Here is a 16,964-nt window from a genome sequence, read left to right as displayed (position 1 = left end):
CCCCTCCTCGCTCGATACCGAACGAGGACACCCTCAGCCCTGGGCCAAATCAGACCGACAACGACACCCCGGCAGCCGACGAGCTGGGCCAAATCAAAGCGACAAGCCTGGGCCAGCTAAGCGTGACAGAGCCAGTTTCCGGTGTCACGCATGCGCTCGCTCCGACGGAGGATCCCGTCGTCTTGAAACGCGCCATCGTCGAGGCGGTCCGAAGCGGCGGCGACTTCGTCGACGCCATCCTCGACGGTGGACAGCGACTCAGCTTCCTCATCACGGGTATCGTTCCCGTCGTCATCACCGTGGAGACGATGGTGCTGGATGGCGAGGCAGCCGATAGGGGATCGACCTCCTGGCGGCCGGACTTCGATCCCGCCTACCAGGAGCAGAGCCCCTACGACCTGATCTGAACGTCGCCGTCCGCACTCGGAGCATGGTTCACACGTCGGTAACGCCGTATGGCTGTCGCATGCACAGACGGCGAGGTCGGCTTCCGTTCCTTGTCGGTCACCGTTCTCTCCCCAGTAATAGCTACCGCGGCTTCTGTTTCGGGAAGTGCCGCAGTTTGGTCACCGGGGTGGTTCTCACGAAGCGGGTCTATCACGTCTGCGGGTATGCGGATAGGCGGGAGATGATCGTGGCCGAGAGGCGCAGTCTCGGAGCATGCGCGCGATCAGCTTTTCGGGATCTTCCGTTATCACGACGAACGATGTGTCGGAGGCTTTGACGCAGCTCGCCCGGGGCCTGGCCATGGCCGGCGTCACCGATGTGCTCCGCATCCCGATTTGCGACGGTCGCGGCGGCGAGACGACCGCGGAGCTGGTCGTAGGGCCGGGGGTGGGGATGATGAGTGTTCCGTTTGCGTGGATCGAGGCGGAGCCGGATTTCTCCACGGCCTCCACGATGTTGCGCATGCACGCGCAGTACCCGTTCTCCTCACAGCCGCAGAGTGCGGTGTTCGAGGATGAGTCGGCGCCGGCACCCACATGCCTAGAGTGGTGGGACTGGTAGCCGCGCGAGTTCTATCGCTATTTGTTCGGATGGCGCCGAGAAGGCCGGGAAACGCATCGCGCTCGGGTGCGGGGCTCCCCATCGGCCGGTGGACGCGTACAGTCGCGAACATGTGGACAGTGCTGATCATCCTTCTTGTGTTGTGGGTCGTGCTCTCGATCGTCGGGTTCACTTTCCAGGGGCTTCTCTGGCTCGGGATCATCGGCATCGTGCTGTTCGTGGGGACCGTAATCTTCGGTCTCGTGCGCCGCAGCGCCGCGCGACGTTCGAGCTGATCCGCGCGGGGTCGGCCGGTGTCAGACCCCTCCTATCCCCGCGACAGTCGCGCGCGTAGAGTCCGGCTATGAGCGACATATCGACGGACGACGAGGACGAGACCGCGTCTGAGCATTGGTCGGATGACGGCGGCAATAGCTCGGACGAGTCTCGTCGGGCCCGCGCCCGGCGAGGACGGTGGGCGGACGCGACCGGAGAGCACTGGCAGGGGTACGCCCCCACGGTGGAGACCCAGGCGCGACGAGACGCGGAGATTGCGCGCGCCGCGACGGCGTCCTCATCCGACCGACCCTCACCCGCCAATGACGCGCCCGCGTTCGGGCGGCCAGTCACCAGCAGCAGCGCCACCGAAACGAACGAGGAGTCCGCTCACTCATGATCACCGAACCCGCCACCATCTCCTCCGACAGCGACCTGGGGCTCACCTCTGTCCTCCCTGGCTCGCTCCCGAACAGCCTGGGAACCGCCGACGCCCCGCAGCGGTACCAGATCGACGCGGTGTTCAACCGCCGCCCCCTTCCCGAAGAACTCACCGCTCTGCGCGCGGAGACCGCCGCCCTCACGGATGCCGGCTACCCCGAGGTCACCCTGACCGTCTCCGACCGGCGACTCGAGATCCACCAATCCAACCTCGAAGAACTCGAGAGCGGCCTCTCGACCGTGCTCGCCGATGTTCTCGCGCGAATCTCACGCAACGTCCGCGAGGAACGTGAGAACGCACGACAGCAGGCCGAGCACGCCGCCGACATCGAACACGTCCGCTCCGACGACGTGATCCGCCGGGCCGCCCGCATCGAATTTCGCGCTGGCAGCTGAAAGTCCGGCCGCACCGCGCCGGGCACAGACATCGTGAGTACCCGGTGCCGCGCAGTATCTCGAATCCGGCGTCGGCGACAGATCGTGTTCAGCCGTTCATGCCAGAGGCGATCTAGCGACGTACGGTGCCGACATGGGGGTTGAGGTGGTGACGGGTGTGGTCCAGGTCCGAGGGGTGGGGAAGGTCACCTATCGAATGCAGGAAAGCGCGAACAGAGATCGAAGCATAGTTCTTCGAGCGCTGGTAGAGGCTCGGTACGCAGACAGCGGTCACCCCATCCAGGATCAGAATGAGTGGTACGCGGTCGCCGTCCACCTCGGCGCCATGTGAGCCTCCATGGAATCTCCCCTCACTCGGTCCGGCACACCCGCGCCGCACCGCGCCTGCAGTATCCAAGCGGACAGCTTCGATGTGCAGTTGACCGTGTCCAAGGCGACGCCACGGCTTCTTCCCTTGCCGCCACGGACCCTCCGAGCATGACGCTCTACAAAGTCCCGGGCATCGGAGTGGTCGACGTCACTCTGACGGAGCACCGGTTCGGAATGACCGGAGAGATCATCGTCCTGCTCGGGGAGGTCCGCCGCGTCACCGGAGAGCCGGTCAGCGCCGAAGCCCACGAACGCACCGCCCAATTTCTTCACCACAAAGGCGTCATCTAACCCCCCACGCCGCGGAGCAGCGCATCACCGGCGCGAATCAGGTGACGGGCCTCTCGATACGTGCCCGCGCGTCGCGTTCGATGAACAGTGGGACGAAGTCCTTCACCCTCGCGCGAGCAAAATGTTGCCGGGCGGCTTCGACCGCGGCACGAACCTCGGCGGGCGCGATCTGCGGATAGCGCTCCTCAAGGCGTTCGATGATCTCGCTGATCGCGGCGTCGGGATCGGGCGACTGCTTCTCCACACCTGGATGCTACTGAATAGAACCGGGAATGTAACAGCGAGTGGCAGGCACATGGCCACGCGGCTGTCCTCGACGGACACCTGGTCGGCCGAGCCGCTCAATGGGAGCTTCTCGAGCGGGTCAGGCCTGTGCAGCCTGGTAAGCCTCAATGATGGGTCCCGCGATGCGTCCACGGTCGCTCACGGAGTGACCGTTGGCCCGCGCCCACTCGCGGATGGCGTTGAGGTCGAGGTCGCTCTTCGCGCGCGAAGCACGGGCCGGGGTGGTGCGGCGACTCGGGGAACCGATCGGGCGGGCGGCATCGACGTAGGGAGCAAATGCGGCGTAGAACTTGTCGGCGTTCTTCTCGGACAGGTCGATTTCGTAGGAGCGACCTTCGATCGAGAAGGTGATCTGCTTTCCTTCTCCCTCATCGAGGGTGGTGCCATCGAGGTCGTCGATAACCTGAGCAATCTGTCGCGTAGCCATATCTTCGACCTTATGAGCAGCCCCGACGTTTTCGCGTGATTGAGTCACCGAAACCCTGCAGCTTCTTGCCCGGATTCGCGAAAGCGCTATGCCCGCAGAACGGCGGTCGCCAACCACAGGACAACTGCGATCTGGAGAAACAGCGCGGCATAGCCGACGACGCACGCGGCCAGGGCGATCTTTCCGCCGTCACCGCCGTGGGCGCGGATGATGTGACGGCTGACGTGACCGAGCACGATCCCGAGCAGGCTGCCGACGACGCTCAGGATGAGTGCCGCGACCGGGAGCGCGATGCCGTACTTGCCTGGAACGGGCCGGCTGGTGCTCTTGCTCGGCACGAACGCACCGAAGAGGAGCACCAGCGCGACGGGAAGGCACAGCATCATGTAGGCGAACAGCAGGTTCGCTGTCAGGACGCCGACGAACACCCCGACCACGCTGGCACCGATGCCCAGGACTGCCACGATCCCTGGCTCGAGCTCGGTCATGGGAACGCGGCGCGACGATGGAACTTCGACTTCGACGGAGTCGTTGGCAACCGTCATCACAGACTCCTTTTGTGCCGCACGGTGGAATAACTCAAGACTTCGTTTGGTTGGCGACCGGTTCTCGTGATGCTGGCGGCTACCGGTTGGCGAGGTTGGTGAGGATCGCCGGGATATTGAGAGTGAACCAGTTGCGGAGCCGCGTGAGCTTATCGGCTATGGTGGCGTCGGCCAGTTGGCTGATGATGCCCCGTACGACAAGGTCACCGTCGTGCCAGACGGCTTGGCAGGCAACGTTCTCCGAAGAGGTTGGGCAGAAGGCGTAGAGCTTTCCTCCGGCCAGGTCGGTCTCCGTTGTGCCGTCCGCCCCGACGTAGAGGTTTGCCCGCTGCTGGGGACTGCCGCTGCTTTCCCCGTCGAGGCTGAAATCGATGTTCAGTTGATTGGTGTCACACGACACGGCGTAGGCATCCGTGTTGTTGGCGGTGGAGTCAAACTGCGTCGTCGTGATACCACTCATGCCCTGGGTGATGTCGGCCACGCTGCCTGCTGGACAGTCGCCAAGGGTGAGGGTTTCATCAGTGGCCCGTGAGGACACCGTCCGGATGGTCGCGGTCGCTCGGGCGATGGTCGTGCTGTCGACGGTCGGTGGGGTGTAGCTAGAAATCGTCGGGATAGCGCAGCCGTCGATAGGCGTGGAAGCCCAGTACAGCCGCTGATCCCCGTTAATACCGCCCGTGCCGCGGAGCAGACAGCTGGGTGTGCTCGTCGAGGAGAGTCCGCTTCCAGCTCCAGCGGCCCATCCGAGCGGTGTATCGAGGGCCGTGATGAGCGCGGGAGCGGATGCTTCCTCGACTTCGAATTTCGTGGTCACGGGAACGGACTTCGTCACGGAGCCGCCGGCTGTGACGGAGGTAGTCGCATCACCGAGGATTGACCAACTCGTCAGCGCGCAGAGCCCAGTGGTCGCTCCCGTTTCGGCGTCGGCGACGTCGATGAGTCCCTTCTGCGAACAGACCGGAGATGACGGAGACCACAGCGGATTGACGCTGAGTTTGCTAAGCGCTGGCCCCACCGGAGCGTTACGACCTGACGTGGTGTTCCGGAGCGTCACGTCCGCGAGGAAGGTGCTACTGACAGTCACGAATCCGGGCTTGGCGTTTTCGATGCTCGACGTAGTGCTCACCGTCATCGCAGACACCACGACCGTGAAGGTATAGCCGTCAGTATCGGAGAGAGGGAAGGTGCCACTCCCGAAGACGGGTGGCGTCACTGCTCCCAGGTTCACCGCCCGGTACGGCATATCCCGCTGCGGCGGCGCCGTACTTTCCTCAACCGGTTCCGGCGCGGCGGCAGAGCCGCACCCGCTAAACACCAGGCTTCCAGCGAGCAGTCCGAGCAGAAGAATCCGCCTACGTGACGTCCTTCGGTTAGGCATTGCGACGTCGCCGGACGAACAGCACCACCGCGATCCCCGCAGCCAGAAGCAGTGCTCCCACACCGCCCCCGACGCTGCTTGCCACCGGATCGATACCCGTGACGGCCAGAACGGGAGTTGACGGCGTCGACGACGGGGACGGGACGCTGATGGGCGTCGCGCTCGGGGTCGGGGAAGGGGTGTCGGTCGGGGATGCCGTGGGCGACGGGGAGAAGGTCGGGGACGGCGTGGGCTCCGGTGTCGGCGTCACCGTTTCCGTTGGGGTAGGCGTCGGGCTCGGGGTGGTGGTTTGGGTGGGTGTAGGCGTCGGGGTCGGCTCGGGATCACAGGCTCCGGCCTCGAAGTCCTGGTAGGCGAGGTAGCGATTCGGGTCGTCGGTGAAGCCCACAACAATGTGCGAGAACGTGGCATTGTCGTACGACACCTGGGCGGTGTAGATGCCGTCCGCGTTCGGAACAGCGGACTGCTCATTCGGCCCGTAGTTGACCGACACCGACAGCGACGGGTAGCCACCGTCGGGCGCTGGGCCGTAGTCCGTGGAGATGTCGATGACGCCACCTGCCGTGCTCGTGCAGTCGAGGGTCATGGTGGTAGACGCAGCGTTGGCCGCTGAGATGCCGCCAAAGGTCGCCAGACTCACCCCGAGACCAGCGGCGATCGCAAGAGACAGGGCCTTCCAGCGGCGGGGAAGGCGAGATTCGAGGGTCGAGCCGATGGTCGTGGCGCGGATCGAGGAGCGCGAAAGAGCAGGGCGAGGTCGGGTCATGGCGAGGGTCCCCCAGGGCGTGAGTGTGAGCAGGAAGCGCGGCAACGCTACTCATAAGTAGCACATACTCCAGCGCCAAGCGACTTATAAGTATGTAGACCGATAAGTAGCCAGGTGATGCCGTGGAGGAATGGAAGGAGAGCTTCAGCGCCGACTCGGGCAGAACCTGCGTGCACACCGCCAAGCGCTGGGGCTCAGCCAGGAGCAGTTCGCGGAACGGCTCGGCTACCACCGCACCTACATCGGCGGCATCGAGCAGGGCCTTCGCAACCTCAGCCTTCGCTCCGTGGAACGCCTGGCGGCGGACCTCGACATCGACCCGCTGGAGCTTCTCCGCGAAGCTCCAGCGGGCTGATGCTCGGCACGGACTTACGAGGCGCCTCGCAGCTGGTCGAGGAGGGCGCCAAGCGCAGTGTGTATGCGCGCTGCGCTCTCGAGCGTGACATCGATGAACTGCCGCTCGCCAACGATGGCGACCCAGACCGTACGATCGCCGCTGACCGACTGCGACGCCTGCAAGGAGAACTCGGCTGCCTCGTGTCGCTGCTCCCCGTCGCGAGTCGCGTTGGACAGGCGCACGGGAATGACGACCGGCACGAGGGTTTGCACGCTCTGGTGGTAGCGATCCGACGGGAGATCCTGACCCTCGTGATCTCCGGAGCACCAAGCGGGGCAGGATGACTCGCAGCCAGAGGGGGTGTTCAAAGGCATAGTGGACCCTTCATACAAGGGGCCACCCTCACGCTCACTATAGAGGCAGCCCGCGCCGGGCTGGGAACTCAGCCAGGTCTACCGCCCAGACCGCGGCGAGATCGAGACTCTTGGCGATGCGGATGTGGACGGCGTGTAATAGTCAATCGAGATTTCATCGCCACCCGATCAGTCGCTGTTCGGGAAGTAGCTCGGGACAGTACCCACACCCACAGACCGACGTCACAACAGGTAGAACCAATGCGAACCCAGGACTTCTGCCTCTTGCCTCGCTCAGGGCTGTCGCATCCCCTGTCCAGGCCGTCGCATTTGTGGTGGCGCGCCGTGCTGGTGCCCTGTTGCGCCGTACCGCTAGTGTCTCGCCCAGGGGGTTGAAATGGCGCACGATGACGACGAGCGGGCCGACACGCCTGATGAGCGAGGAACGCTTATTCTCAGGGACCCGGTTCACGACTACTTCGTGCTGCCTGCGCAGCTCGAAGGTCTCCTGGGACAGTGGCCCGTCCATCGGCTACGCCGTATCGCACAGACTTCACTGGCCAGCATTCAATACCCGTCGCTAACGGGCACACGGTTCGAGCACAGTCTCGGCGCGATGCATTTAGCACGTCTCGCCTGGCGCGAAATCTGGAGCAGAGTCGACGATGTGGACGACCCGGACGGATTTGTCGCAGCGGTGCGAAAAGACTTGATCTCGAAGCCCCCAGTTGGGGGCAAACAGCTCGACAAATACACGGAAGAATGGGTCGCAAATGAGAGTGTCTTCAAAAAGAAGTTTGAGCGATCCGTAAGCTTCGCGCTAGCCGCCGCCGGCCTTCTGCACGATCTGGGCCACCCTCCGTTTTCGCACGCGCTCGAGTCATTTTTCGCCAGGCATATGGGCGTGTTAATTGAAACAAAATCGACCCTTGAAGAGTTGCGGACAGAAGCTGCGCTTGGCGTTAGTGCTCAGTTCCACGAAATCGCCGGACTGCATTTGGTGAAAAGCCTGAATTGGAGCGCGGCGACCGAAATATCCCGGGAATTAGTACTCCGTATTCTCATTGGCGGTCCCGCCGACTCCTGGGTATCCGTTCTACACGAGATCATCTCGGGCGAAATAGATGTGGATCGGATCGATTACATCGTTCGAGACGCCAATCGCGCTGGAACGGAGTTCGGTGCGGTTGACTCGACGCGGCTACTCCAGTCGCTGAAGCTGCGTGCCGTGGGAAGCGCCAGCCCAGAGGGCGAGGCGGCGTGGCGTGTGGGGTACGAATACCGGGGCAGAAGCGCCATTGAGACCTTCCTGACGAACAGGATGAGGTATTACCAGTGGGTGCTCTTCCATTATCGAGTGGTGGCTGCCAATAAGTTTCTTGAGGAGGCGTTGGAAGAAATCGTCCGAGTGGAGAATGCCACCCCTACAAATGCGAACGACGCCAACATCTCCGCGCTATTCCGACGCCTGCGTCCCAATCTCAGCTATTTCGGCGGCCCCAAAAAGCGGATGTACCCAATTAAGACGGCAGAATCAAAGGGCGCGGCTGGAATTCATAACGCGAGCGACTCTGACGCGATTCGCACCGCCGCGGAGGTCGACGACAGTGTCGTAACCGTCTGGCTGAAGGAGGCTGCTCGCCGCGCACGTGCAATACGCGAGTCGAAAATACACACGACACACTCAAGGCGGCTTGCAAAATTCGAGTCGCTCTATGGTGCGATTGCCTTCAGGGAGCAGGGCTGGCTATCGCTCTGGGAAGATGAGGCTGACTTTGTAAGCGCCGCGGAAGGATTGCGCCTTTCGCTACTTCCGATCCTCGAGGATACGGGGAAAACCCTTGAGGATATTCGCGATGCCCAAGGGGACGCCGATGCGGACGAGACGAGCGAGCTAAATCTCGAGATCATGAACTTGTCAGCGATCCAGCTGAAGATGGAAGATGATGCTGGCAAGGGGCTGAATCGACTCGCCAAGCGCCTGCTCCATGATGTACCGAACTCAGGCGGTGATGGTGAAGACGCCGGGGGTGTCGGGACACAGCCATGGCATGAAGTTGCACGCCTACCCAGCTTTGAATTGAGAAAGCGGGCGGAGCGGAGACTCCAAGACCGCCTGGCGGAAACGCCGCTTCAACCCGGTGGAACCATCGTGGAATGGGTGGTTTCGTTTCAATCCACTACCGCCGTGAAGGAGGATGCAGACGCGGTGGCCATTTTCAAGGGAAACAGAACAGAAAGGATATCGGATTTCAGTGCAATGGCAAAAGGCCTCAATGATCTGACCGCCCGGTATCCACAATTGTTCGTTTTCGCGGTACTTCCCGCTGGCAGTTCTGGCGATCTCGAAGCGCTGAGGCTACCGGCAATCGAGCATTTCCTGTCCGTATTTCCAAATTGGGTGCACAACGAGTTCAACCTACTTGCGATAGGGACGTACCTTGAATGAGGGCAACGTCCTTGCATTGGGAGTATAATGGTGAAAGATACAAACGTTGATGGAGTCAAAAATGAGATGGAAAAAGCTGAAGGGAGCCGCGGGCGCAAACCTAGTGTCGAAGGAGTCATAGTCGACTTCCTGATAAAGAATGATCTCGGTGTCACAACAGACGAAGAATGCTTGCAATACGCGAGGCGAGAGTTGGGAGATGGGCTACCAGCCGACCGGGTCGCGCTCGCGTTAGGTTACATATCGTTCGGATCGCTAATACATTATTCTCCCTCCACAGGTCGGGTTGAAGTCGATTCGGAGCGGAGGCAGAGCTTTCTCGAGTCCCGCAACCGGTCACGTTCATGAGTGATGCTGCGGCCATCATTGGCGAACTTTCAGATCTTCTGGGTGCCGTCGCGTGGCCTTTAGTGGCGGTGTTTCTTGCTATCTACTTCCGGAAAGATACATCCCGTGCGCTAAGGGCAATTCGGAAAAGGATCCTAAGTTCGCAGGAGTTGAGTCTACAAATCGGGGCTCTGCGCGCGGCCGCGAATGGATTTATTGAACAAGCGGCGATCGCGTCGCGTGACGTGATATTGCGGGCGTCACCACCGGCCAGCCCGATTGTGATCGAGGAAGCGACCAAAGCGCTCGCTCCAGCAGAAGCAGCGGCGGAGCCCGTAGAACAAGTAAGACTGGCTCGCGAGGCGGTATCTGAACGTCTGCGAGTTCTGCTTGCGGACCACGGAGCACCCGCCAATGACCTTTCTCTGGACGCGCTGGCGATTGAGGCCCGCCGTCTGGGGCTGATAAGCCCGGAGGTGGAAGCCTCAATCCGGCAGTTGTCTACTCTTGCCGGGGTTGTAAGCGGGTCGGGTGCGACTGCGCCGAATCAACGAGCCGCAAAGGCCTTCTCCTCGCTGGCTAAGGCGGTCCTACAAACTATGCCAACACCGGACTGACCCCCCCGGCCCTGGGATCCGATCACGTGGATTTCGTCGATCAGATGTCTCGCGCACGATCAAAATACATCGACGCACGAATCAATGACGGTGCGCGTGGGGCAGGTCGATCGACGCGAATGGCGTAGCGTGAGGGGGCAGTCTCGTTCTTTCGTTATTGACTCGTCGTGGCGCACCCCCTCCCAGCATCCGGGGTAGCTCGTGTGGTGGGCTAGGGAGCGTTCCGCATCCACCTAACGCCACAGTGCGAGCGTCGCACCTGACTCACGCTCTGTGACGAACGCCGATCCCAAGCCTGGCGTCCGCAGACTGGCGCTGATCCCCCAGACGGGCCAGATGGGCATGGTCCAAAACACATGCGCTTCGAATTCATCCTCGCCCGGCTCTACGGTCAGAAGGGGAACATCGTCGAAGCGCTCCTTTGCGCTAAGGAACCGGTCGCCCTTCTTCGAATCGTGAAGCTCAAACTCCCGCTCGACCTGCTCACCGTTGATGTAAACGTGTGGCCTCCGCCACTGCGCGCTCTTCGGGATATCGAGTAACAAGCCCATAGTGACACCGCCGTCCATCTCCGTGACGACAAGCTTCGCCCACGGACGGTCGAGTGCCGCCGTATCCCTCAGGATGACACTGAGCTTGTTCGCGCCACGGTCACTGCGGCGAAGTCCCGTGCGGCGATCCACGAAGTGAACCCGTTCGTAGGCCTCCAGCCGCTGGTTCAAACTCTCCCCGTCGAGTCCGACGCCGCATGTCTCGAAGTAGGCGCGGATGTCGCTGGCGGACTCGCTGCCGTGCTGCGCCAGCGCGTCCATGAGAACGCTCAGTGCTCGCTCGGTGCTCCCGCGTCCGATTGCGTCGGTGAGCGCGTAGGACGTGGCGATGTTCTCCAGCGAGAGCGGGACCGGCTTCGTCCGCAGCGCTCGTAACTCCGTTTCGATCTCGCGACGCAGCGGGTCGTCCTTCACGGTCCCATCGTGTCATTTTCGTGTCAGTGACTGCATCTTCGAGGTCTCGGAGCCTGGATGTGCGGGGTTTTCCGCACATCCAGGAAGGAGACACAAGATGTTGAACACTTCGAAGGAGCTGTCATCCCTCGGTGGCGGTCTCAGTTCGTCCGGTCAGACGCAGCTGAGCCTCGGCCTCCAGCGTCAGACGCGTCGTGAGGTCGAGCGGGTGCAGTCTCGGGCCATCGTCGCAAAGCTGACCGAGGACGGTCGGGCGTTCCTGACGCACACCGCCCTAGAGCACGTCGGCGCGTTGACAGCGCTCGAGCAGCACCTCATCACGGTCGCACCGCTCGGTGAGGCCCGCTACCGCGAGATCGTCGACAGCTTCACTCTCGGCGCCTCCGCGGCGATCCGGCGGTGGTCGTGAGATGGCTGTCCTCGGGCTGCTCGCGCTGCCGTTCATGCTCGTCGGCTGGATCATCTACGGTCTGTGCACCGGAGGTGAGTGGCTCGTGAGGTACTTCCTCGACCGCCAGGAGCGCCGACGCGTCGCCATCGAGGCGGAGCTCGACCGCAAGCAGGCCGAGCTGCGCGCCACCATCCTCAGCCTGTCGGAGCAGCTGAACGGCAACGCTCACGAGGCCCGCAAGGCCCTCATCCGGGAGTCCTTCCTCGCCCGCGGCGAGATCCCGAAGGACTGATCCCACCCCGCGCCCGGGGCGGTGACATCAGGAGCTTCCTGGCGTGCACCGTCCCGGGCTTCTTCACCCCCAGACCGTCCCGATCGGACACTTGGCGATTCCGCCCTGATGCCTCATACGTGATGGGGCAGCCGCCGGGACTCCACGTCGAACGTCCGGCGAATGAAGAAGACCGCTGCAGGAAGGAGGGTTCCATGCACACCACCAACACCAATGTCGTCACCGCCGACGCACCCGAGGAGGGTGAGGAAAGCTCACCGCCGGGTTGCCTGAAGCGGTACCAAACCATCCTCGCGGACCCCGCCTGGATGGCGGGTCAGCAGGGAAAGTTCGGCGCCGAGTCAAAGTACCCCCTCATGCACCTCGACGCGATCAAGGCCATGCCCGTGGGCGAACTCGCCGAGGAGAACGCTCACCTGTACCTGTGGTGCTACCCGGCCACCCGCTACGTCGCCGAGGACGTGATGCGCGCCTGGGGGTTCGAATTCAAGGACGAGTTCGTCTGGGGCAAAGACCAGATGGGCCTCGGTCAGTACTTCCGTCACGCTCACGAAACGCTGCTCCTCGGAGTGAAGGGAAAGCTTCCCGTGAAATTCCGGGGTCAGCGTTCCTTCGCGATGCTGCCCCGGCAGGACCACTCCCATAAGCCGGAGGAGGTCCACGTCATGATCGAGCGCCTCAGCCCGGGCCCGTACTTGGAACTCTTCGCCCGCCGGCCCACGCACGGCTGGGACATCTGGGGCAACGAGGTCGAGTCCGACATCCGTATCCCCGGCTATCCCGTCCCCAGCGATTCCCTGCCGCCGCGCGATCTGGATCCGCGTTCGGAGGCCGAGCGTGCCTGACCTGATCCAGCTGTCCTTCATCCCTTTGGAGGTTCCTGATGTCCTCATCCGAAAAGACCGTCCTCGGCCGGTTCGTGTCGGTCTGCGCCATGGTCGCGTTCGCAGCGTTCCTGCTGTGGCTGGCCGTCTGGCTCATCCAGCAGATCTGGGTCTGGCTCCTCATCGCCATCGTCCTCGCCGGGGTGATCACCGTGACGGTGATCTTCCTCCGGTACCGGCGCGACCGCTGGTTCCGGTAGGAGGCCGCTCATGAGCGCACCGAACAAGCGCGGTCGCGGTCGTCCGAAGCGCGAGTACCGCATCCGTGTCCGCGGCGAGCGGCGTGAGATCCCGGACTACGACAAGCTCGCCCGCGCCCTCCTCGAACACGCCGCCATGCAAGAACGCGAGCGACGCGAAACCGACACCGCCTCGAAGACGCGGCCCTCCGTCGACGTGTCCACCGAAGGCGAGGAAGGCGGCGCCTCATGATCAGCACCGTCTGGCGTGACCTCCACTTCCAGCCGCCCGTCGACGGTCAGCAACTCCTCGGCTTCCTCCAGGCGCTGGCCGCAGACCCGGGTCGGGGCGGGCTGGTCTGGGAGGCCCGCACCGAGGCCGGGAAGACACGCCATCTTCTTGGCGGCGACACCGACCTGTCCGCCGCCGTATCGACACTGCGCCGTCTCATACCCGGCACCGTCGTCACTCCCGCCGAGCCGCGCGCCACGGTGGAGCGGGCGGGCCGTATCCGTATGAGTGGTCGCCACCTCGCGCTCTCGGTCGACGCGCATGGGCAGAGCCTGCGGGCCGTGCTGGCGGCCCTGTCCGGCGCGACGGGGAAGGACGATGTCCTCGTGCTCCAGGTTGTGCTCGGGCGGGCACTGGCTCCGGAGCTTCTGCCATCTGCCGCACCGGATCCTGGCACCTCGCTCGGCGCGCTACTGCTAAGGGGGACGACCCCGGCCTCGTCGGGGCTGCGCTCCCGGATGCAGGACAAACTCGCCCAGTATCGATTCCGCGCCGTCATCCGCATCGGCGTCACCAGCCCCTCACCAGTGCGTCGCCGATTGCTCGTCCACAGTCTTCTCGCGGCCATCCGCACCCTGCAGACCAGCGGCGTAAAGATCTCGCTTACGACGAAGAACCCGGCCAACCTCGACGCCGGGCTTATCCCGCTGCGTCAGCCCCTGGCGCTGACCAGCGAGGAACTACTGCCGCTGCTGGCCTGGCCGATCCAGGATGGCAACCTTCCGGGCTTGCCGGATCGTCACCCGCGCCGTCTCGCTCCTCCCGCCACCTACACGCCGCCGAAGTCACGTGTGTTCGCCACCACCACCGCGCCCGGCTTGACCGCCGCGATCGGGATCGGGATAGAGGACGCCACGCGGCATAGTCACGTGTATGGGCCGACGGGGTCGGGGAAAAGCACGCTCTTCTTACACCTCATCAAGGCCGACATCGACGCCGGTCGGTCGGTCGTGGTCGTGGATCCGAAGAGAGATCTCGCGCAGGACGTCCTGCGCCTCATACCGGCGAACCGGACGGGCGAAGTCGTGATCATCGACCCGCTCCTCAGGCGCCCCGCTGGCATCAACCCGTTCGCCGGTCTCACCGGGCTGGATGCTGATGAGCGTCGACCGTTGGTGGCGGAGATCATGCTCGACCTCTTCCGCGGGCTCTTCCCAAGCGCCTTCGGCCCGCTCACCGCCGATACCCTGCACGCCTCGTTCCTGACTCTGACCTACGCGCCCGACGCCAGCCTCGCGGTGTTGCCTCGGCTCCTCACGGATCCCGCATACCGGCGCAAGGTCGTCGCGCGGATCCAGGATCCGACGCTGCAGAGCTTCTGGGCGCAGTACGACGCCAAGAGCCCCGGACAGCAAGCCGCCGCGGTCGGGCCGGTCATGACGAGGCTGAGGCAGTTCCTGCTCCGCCCGGGCGTGAGAGCGGTGCTGGAGCAGACCCACCCCGCCTTCAATCTCGCGGACCTGTTCACGAAGCCCCGGATCCTGGTGGTGAGTCTGAACAAGGGCCTGCTCGGTACGCAGGCGGCCAGCCTCCTCGGCTCACTAGTGGTCAGCCAGCTATGGCAACTCATCCTCGCCCGCGCCGCCGTACCGCCGGAGAAGCGGAAGCCGGTCTCGATCTACATCGACGAGGCTCAACACTTCCTCCACATCGGCGACCTCGGCGAAGCCCTCGAACAGTCCAGATCGCTCGGTGCCGCGTGGCACCTGGCCCACCAAAACCGTGCGCAGATGCCCGAAAAGCTGCTGCGGACGATTGATGCCAATGCGCGGAACAAGATCATCTTCGGCCTCGAGGACGACGACGCCAAGCTCGCTGCCCGCACCACTGGGCTTGATCCGGAGGACTTCACCCGCCTCCCGCCCTATGAGATCTACGCCAGCCTCCAAAACAGCGGCGCTCGCACCGGCTGGTTCTCGGGTCGCGTCCTCCCGCCACCGAAGGCCGTCTCGTCCGTCGAGGCCGTCACCGCTGAGGCCGAAGCCCGCTACGGGACCCGCCACGCTGTACACACTCCCGACTGCTCGTCCAGGGTGACGGCTGAGGGTGACGAATGGGATGACGCCCAGGGTGATGGGCGGGGTGACGAGGGTGATAACGAGCCCATCGGGCGCACGAAACGGAGCCCGAAATGAGCGCATTTGAAGAGAAGCAAGTGCGTCCGGTCGATCGACCCGTCCGATGCACAATCACCACCCATGAAGCCCGTCAGATCGGCGATCCACAGCCATATTGGGGATCGACTGTCCCGCTTATAGCGGGAACCAACACCCCCAACCCGGCCACCGGAAGGGGGACGGCATGACTCCCACGATGCGGCCCTCGCGCTACGTCACGTCCACCCAGCTGCAACAGCTCCGCAGCGACTTGTCGGAGCGGGACTGGGCGCTGCTCCGGTTCCTGAGCCGCCACTGCTACGCCACCACCAAGCAGCTCCGGCGTCAGTTCTTCACCGGTCATGCCACCCCCAGCGCCGCCACCCGCGCGACCGTCCGCGTCCTCGACCGGCTCCTGCAGCAGCGGCTCGTGACCCGGCTGGAGCGGAAGATCGGTGGGCACACCCGCGGATCGGCGTCCTACATCTGGCACCTCGACGCTGCCGGCGAACGCCTCACCAGGCGCGACGGTGGACCGCGCCGACGGTTCATCGACCCGAGCCTGCCGTTCCTCGAACATTGCCTCCAGATCACCGAGACCGCCGTCGTCCTTGGCGAGCTCACCCAGAACAGCGACCTGCGGCTCACGAAGCTCGAGATCGAGACCGAAGCCTGGCGGAGCTTCCTCACCCGGCATGGCACGGCCACCATCCTCAAGCCCGACCTCTACGCCCGCCTGAGCGGAGCGGACTACGACGACCACTGGTACATCGAAGTCGACCTGGGCACCGAGAGCGTCGTCCCTGTCCTGCGCGACAAGTGCACCGCGTACGCCGCCTACCGCGCCACTGGACGCGCCCAGGCCGAGCACGGCGTGTTCCCCCGGGTGCTGTGGATCGTGCCCACCCAGCGGCGCGCCGATCGTCTCACCGCCACCATCCACGCCGAGCAGAACCTTCCGGACCGGCTGTTCACGGTCATCACCCCGCAGCAGCTCCCCGCCACCATCGCGGACCCGGAGAGCGCGTCAGCAACTGAACTCAGAGAGGAGGAATCATGAGCCCCGAAACACCACCCGCAGCACAGCCCGAGAACGAGCCGTCACGCCGCGGAGGGCAGGCACCCTTCGGCCCGGAAGCCGCCGCCTCCGCCGAACGCTCCCTCTCCACGCTGCACGACCCCGACGACGCCCTCCGCATCCTGCACGGCATCGAACAGGCCGGTGCCTCCTTCGCCGCCTACCTCCTCCTCCCCGACACCAACCTCGCCGCACCCGACATCCTCGAGAGCTTCTACAACAGCTATGCCGACGCCTGGGAAACCTTCGCCGAGTTTCGCCGCGATGTCCTCGAGGGGCTCGGCTGGCTCCAAGCGCTGGAGAAGGTCATGAGCGAGCAGGGCATCCCCGACGACCACCTCAGTTGGAACTACGCCGCCGTCGACAAGAACATCCTCGACACCTATGACGTCGTCCGCCTCGACGGTTGGTGGCACGTCTTCAACAAGTAGCCCCGACCACAGACTTCGCCCCGTCCGAGACATCGGCGGGGCGGCACCGGCTCCACCTCCCGCGGGTGGGGAACCCACAACCAAACAGACCGGGGACGTTCCTAGACGGTAG

The 16,964-nt window shown here is 63.9% G+C and carries 24 protein-coding genes; 17 read left to right on the top strand and 7 right to left on the bottom strand.

Going from position 1 to position 16,964, the window contains the following annotated elements; all coding sequences use genetic code 11:
* The first annotated feature begins 182 nt into the window (after nt 1-182).
* From P8R59_RS19210 to P8R59_RS19185, 6 genes are all read left to right on the top strand, one after another.
* Nucleotides 183-407 (top strand): hypothetical protein, encoded by a 225-nt coding sequence (locus tag P8R59_RS19210; protein ID WP_278102312.1) that lies wholly within the window; start codon nt 183-185, stop codon nt 405-407.
* A gap of 253 nt (nt 408-660) precedes the next feature.
* Complete coding sequence (locus tag P8R59_RS19205) at nt 661-1,008, top strand: hypothetical protein (RefSeq protein WP_278102311.1); 348 nt, start codon at nt 661-663, stop codon at nt 1,006-1,008.
* Nucleotides 1,009-1,118: 110 nt separating this feature from the next.
* Complete coding sequence (locus tag P8R59_RS19200; protein WP_166671757.1) at nt 1,119-1,283, top strand: hypothetical protein; 165 nt, start codon at nt 1,119-1,121, stop codon at nt 1,281-1,283.
* A gap of 376 nt (nt 1,284-1,659) precedes the next feature.
* Nucleotides 1,660-2,100, top strand: a complete 441-nt coding sequence (locus tag P8R59_RS19195; RefSeq protein ID WP_278102310.1) for a hypothetical protein — start codon at nt 1,660-1,662, stop codon at nt 2,098-2,100.
* Between the two features lie 133 nt (nt 2,101-2,233).
* Nucleotides 2,234-2,431 (top strand): hypothetical protein, encoded by a 198-nt coding sequence (locus P8R59_RS19190; RefSeq protein ID WP_278102309.1) that lies wholly within the window; start codon nt 2,234-2,236, stop codon nt 2,429-2,431.
* Between the two features lie 146 nt (nt 2,432-2,577).
* Nucleotides 2,578-2,760, top strand: coding sequence for a hypothetical protein (locus P8R59_RS19185; RefSeq protein WP_278102308.1), 183 nt, complete (start codon nt 2,578-2,580; stop codon nt 2,758-2,760).
* Nucleotides 2,761-2,797: 37 nt separating this feature from the next.
* Here the strand turns inward: P8R59_RS19185 and P8R59_RS19180 are convergent, their stop codons facing one another.
* The 5 genes from P8R59_RS19180 to P8R59_RS19160 form a co-directional block, all read right to left on the bottom strand.
* Entirely contained in the window at nt 2,798-3,004 is a 207-nt protein-coding gene (locus P8R59_RS19180; protein WP_278102307.1) for a three-helix bundle dimerization domain-containing protein, read from the bottom strand.
* A gap of 120 nt (nt 3,005-3,124) precedes the next feature.
* The gene (locus P8R59_RS19175; RefSeq protein WP_278102306.1) at nt 3,125-3,472 is read right to left on the bottom strand and encodes a histone-like nucleoid-structuring protein Lsr2; all 348 of its coding nucleotides are present in this window, start codon (nt 3,470-3,472) and stop codon (nt 3,125-3,127) included.
* 86 nt (nt 3,473-3,558) lie between these two features.
* A complete protein-coding gene (locus tag P8R59_RS19170) occupies nt 3,559-4,017 on the bottom strand; it encodes a DUF4190 domain-containing protein (protein WP_278102305.1) in 459 nt (152 codons plus the stop codon).
* Between the two features lie 79 nt (nt 4,018-4,096).
* On the bottom strand, nt 4,097-5,230 hold the full coding sequence (locus P8R59_RS19165) for a hypothetical protein (RefSeq protein ID WP_278102304.1): 1,134 nt from the start codon (nt 5,228-5,230) through the stop codon (nt 4,097-4,099).
* Nucleotides 5,231-5,387: 157 nt separating this feature from the next.
* Complete coding sequence (locus P8R59_RS19160; protein WP_278102303.1) at nt 5,388-5,981, bottom strand: hypothetical protein; 594 nt, start codon at nt 5,979-5,981, stop codon at nt 5,388-5,390.
* A gap of 310 nt (nt 5,982-6,291) precedes the next feature.
* On the opposite strand from P8R59_RS19160, the gene P8R59_RS19155 reads away from it, so the two are divergent.
* A complete protein-coding gene (locus tag P8R59_RS19155) occupies nt 6,292-6,516 on the top strand; it encodes a helix-turn-helix domain-containing protein (RefSeq protein WP_278102302.1) in 225 nt (74 codons plus the stop codon).
* Nucleotides 6,517-6,530: 14 nt separating this feature from the next.
* On the opposite strand, the gene P8R59_RS19150 is transcribed toward P8R59_RS19155, so the two are convergent.
* Nucleotides 6,531-6,872, bottom strand: a complete 342-nt coding sequence (locus P8R59_RS19150) for a DUF6907 domain-containing protein (protein ID WP_431606870.1) — start codon at nt 6,870-6,872, stop codon at nt 6,531-6,533.
* 376 nt (nt 6,873-7,248) lie between these two features.
* On the opposite strand from P8R59_RS19150, the gene P8R59_RS19145 reads away from it, so the two are divergent.
* Both P8R59_RS19145 and P8R59_RS19140 read left to right on the top strand, forming a co-directional pair.
* Nucleotides 7,249-9,300 (top strand): hypothetical protein, encoded by a 2,052-nt coding sequence (locus tag P8R59_RS19145; RefSeq protein WP_278102300.1) that lies wholly within the window; start codon nt 7,249-7,251, stop codon nt 9,298-9,300.
* A gap of 344 nt (nt 9,301-9,644) precedes the next feature.
* A complete protein-coding gene (locus P8R59_RS19140) occupies nt 9,645-10,244 on the top strand; it encodes a hypothetical protein (protein WP_278102299.1) in 600 nt (199 codons plus the stop codon).
* Nucleotides 10,245-10,477: 233 nt separating this feature from the next.
* On the opposite strand, the gene P8R59_RS19135 is transcribed toward P8R59_RS19140, so the two are convergent.
* Nucleotides 10,478-11,209 (bottom strand): hypothetical protein, encoded by a 732-nt coding sequence (locus tag P8R59_RS19135; RefSeq protein ID WP_278102298.1) that lies wholly within the window; start codon nt 11,207-11,209, stop codon nt 10,478-10,480.
* Nucleotides 11,210-11,306: 97 nt separating this feature from the next.
* Between P8R59_RS19135 and P8R59_RS19130 the strand changes: the two genes are divergently transcribed.
* From P8R59_RS19130 to P8R59_RS19095, 8 genes are all read left to right on the top strand, one after another.
* Entirely contained in the window at nt 11,307-11,618 is a 312-nt protein-coding gene (locus P8R59_RS19130; protein WP_278102297.1) for a hypothetical protein, read from the top strand.
* A 1-nt stretch (nt 11,619) separates the two neighbouring features.
* Nucleotides 11,620-11,892, top strand: a complete 273-nt coding sequence (locus P8R59_RS19125; protein WP_278102296.1) for a hypothetical protein — start codon at nt 11,620-11,622, stop codon at nt 11,890-11,892.
* A gap of 194 nt (nt 11,893-12,086) precedes the next feature.
* The gene (locus P8R59_RS19120; RefSeq protein ID WP_278102295.1) at nt 12,087-12,737 is read left to right on the top strand and encodes an MT-A70 family methyltransferase; all 651 of its coding nucleotides are present in this window, start codon (nt 12,087-12,089) and stop codon (nt 12,735-12,737) included.
* Nucleotides 12,738-12,775: 38 nt separating this feature from the next.
* Complete coding sequence (locus tag P8R59_RS19115; protein ID WP_278102294.1) at nt 12,776-12,976, top strand: hypothetical protein; 201 nt, start codon at nt 12,776-12,778, stop codon at nt 12,974-12,976.
* A 10-nt stretch (nt 12,977-12,986) separates the two neighbouring features.
* Nucleotides 12,987-13,208: a hypothetical protein gene (locus P8R59_RS19110; protein ID WP_278102293.1), complete on the top strand. Its 222-nt coding sequence runs from the start codon at nt 12,987-12,989 to the stop codon at nt 13,206-13,208.
* On the top strand, nt 13,205-15,382 hold the full coding sequence (locus P8R59_RS19105; RefSeq protein WP_278102292.1) for a helicase HerA domain-containing protein: 2,178 nt from the start codon (nt 13,205-13,207) through the stop codon (nt 15,380-15,382). Before P8R59_RS19110 ends, P8R59_RS19105 begins: the two co-directional genes overlap by 4 nt.
* Before the next feature lie 166 nt (nt 15,383-15,548).
* On the top strand, nt 15,549-16,403 hold the full coding sequence (locus P8R59_RS19100; protein WP_278102291.1) for a replication-relaxation family protein: 855 nt from the start codon (nt 15,549-15,551) through the stop codon (nt 16,401-16,403).
* The gene (locus tag P8R59_RS19095) at nt 16,400-16,852 is read left to right on the top strand and encodes a hypothetical protein (RefSeq protein WP_278102290.1); all 453 of its coding nucleotides are present in this window, start codon (nt 16,400-16,402) and stop codon (nt 16,850-16,852) included. The genes P8R59_RS19100 and P8R59_RS19095 overlap by 4 nt, the downstream gene beginning before the upstream one ends.
* The last annotated feature ends 112 nt before the right edge of the window (nt 16,853-16,964 follow it).

The organism is Microbacterium proteolyticum (genome assembly GCF_029639405.1).
Lineage (GTDB): Bacteria > Actinomycetota > Actinomycetes > Actinomycetales > Microbacteriaceae > Microbacterium.
This window is presented reverse-complemented; position numbering and strand designations above follow the sequence as displayed.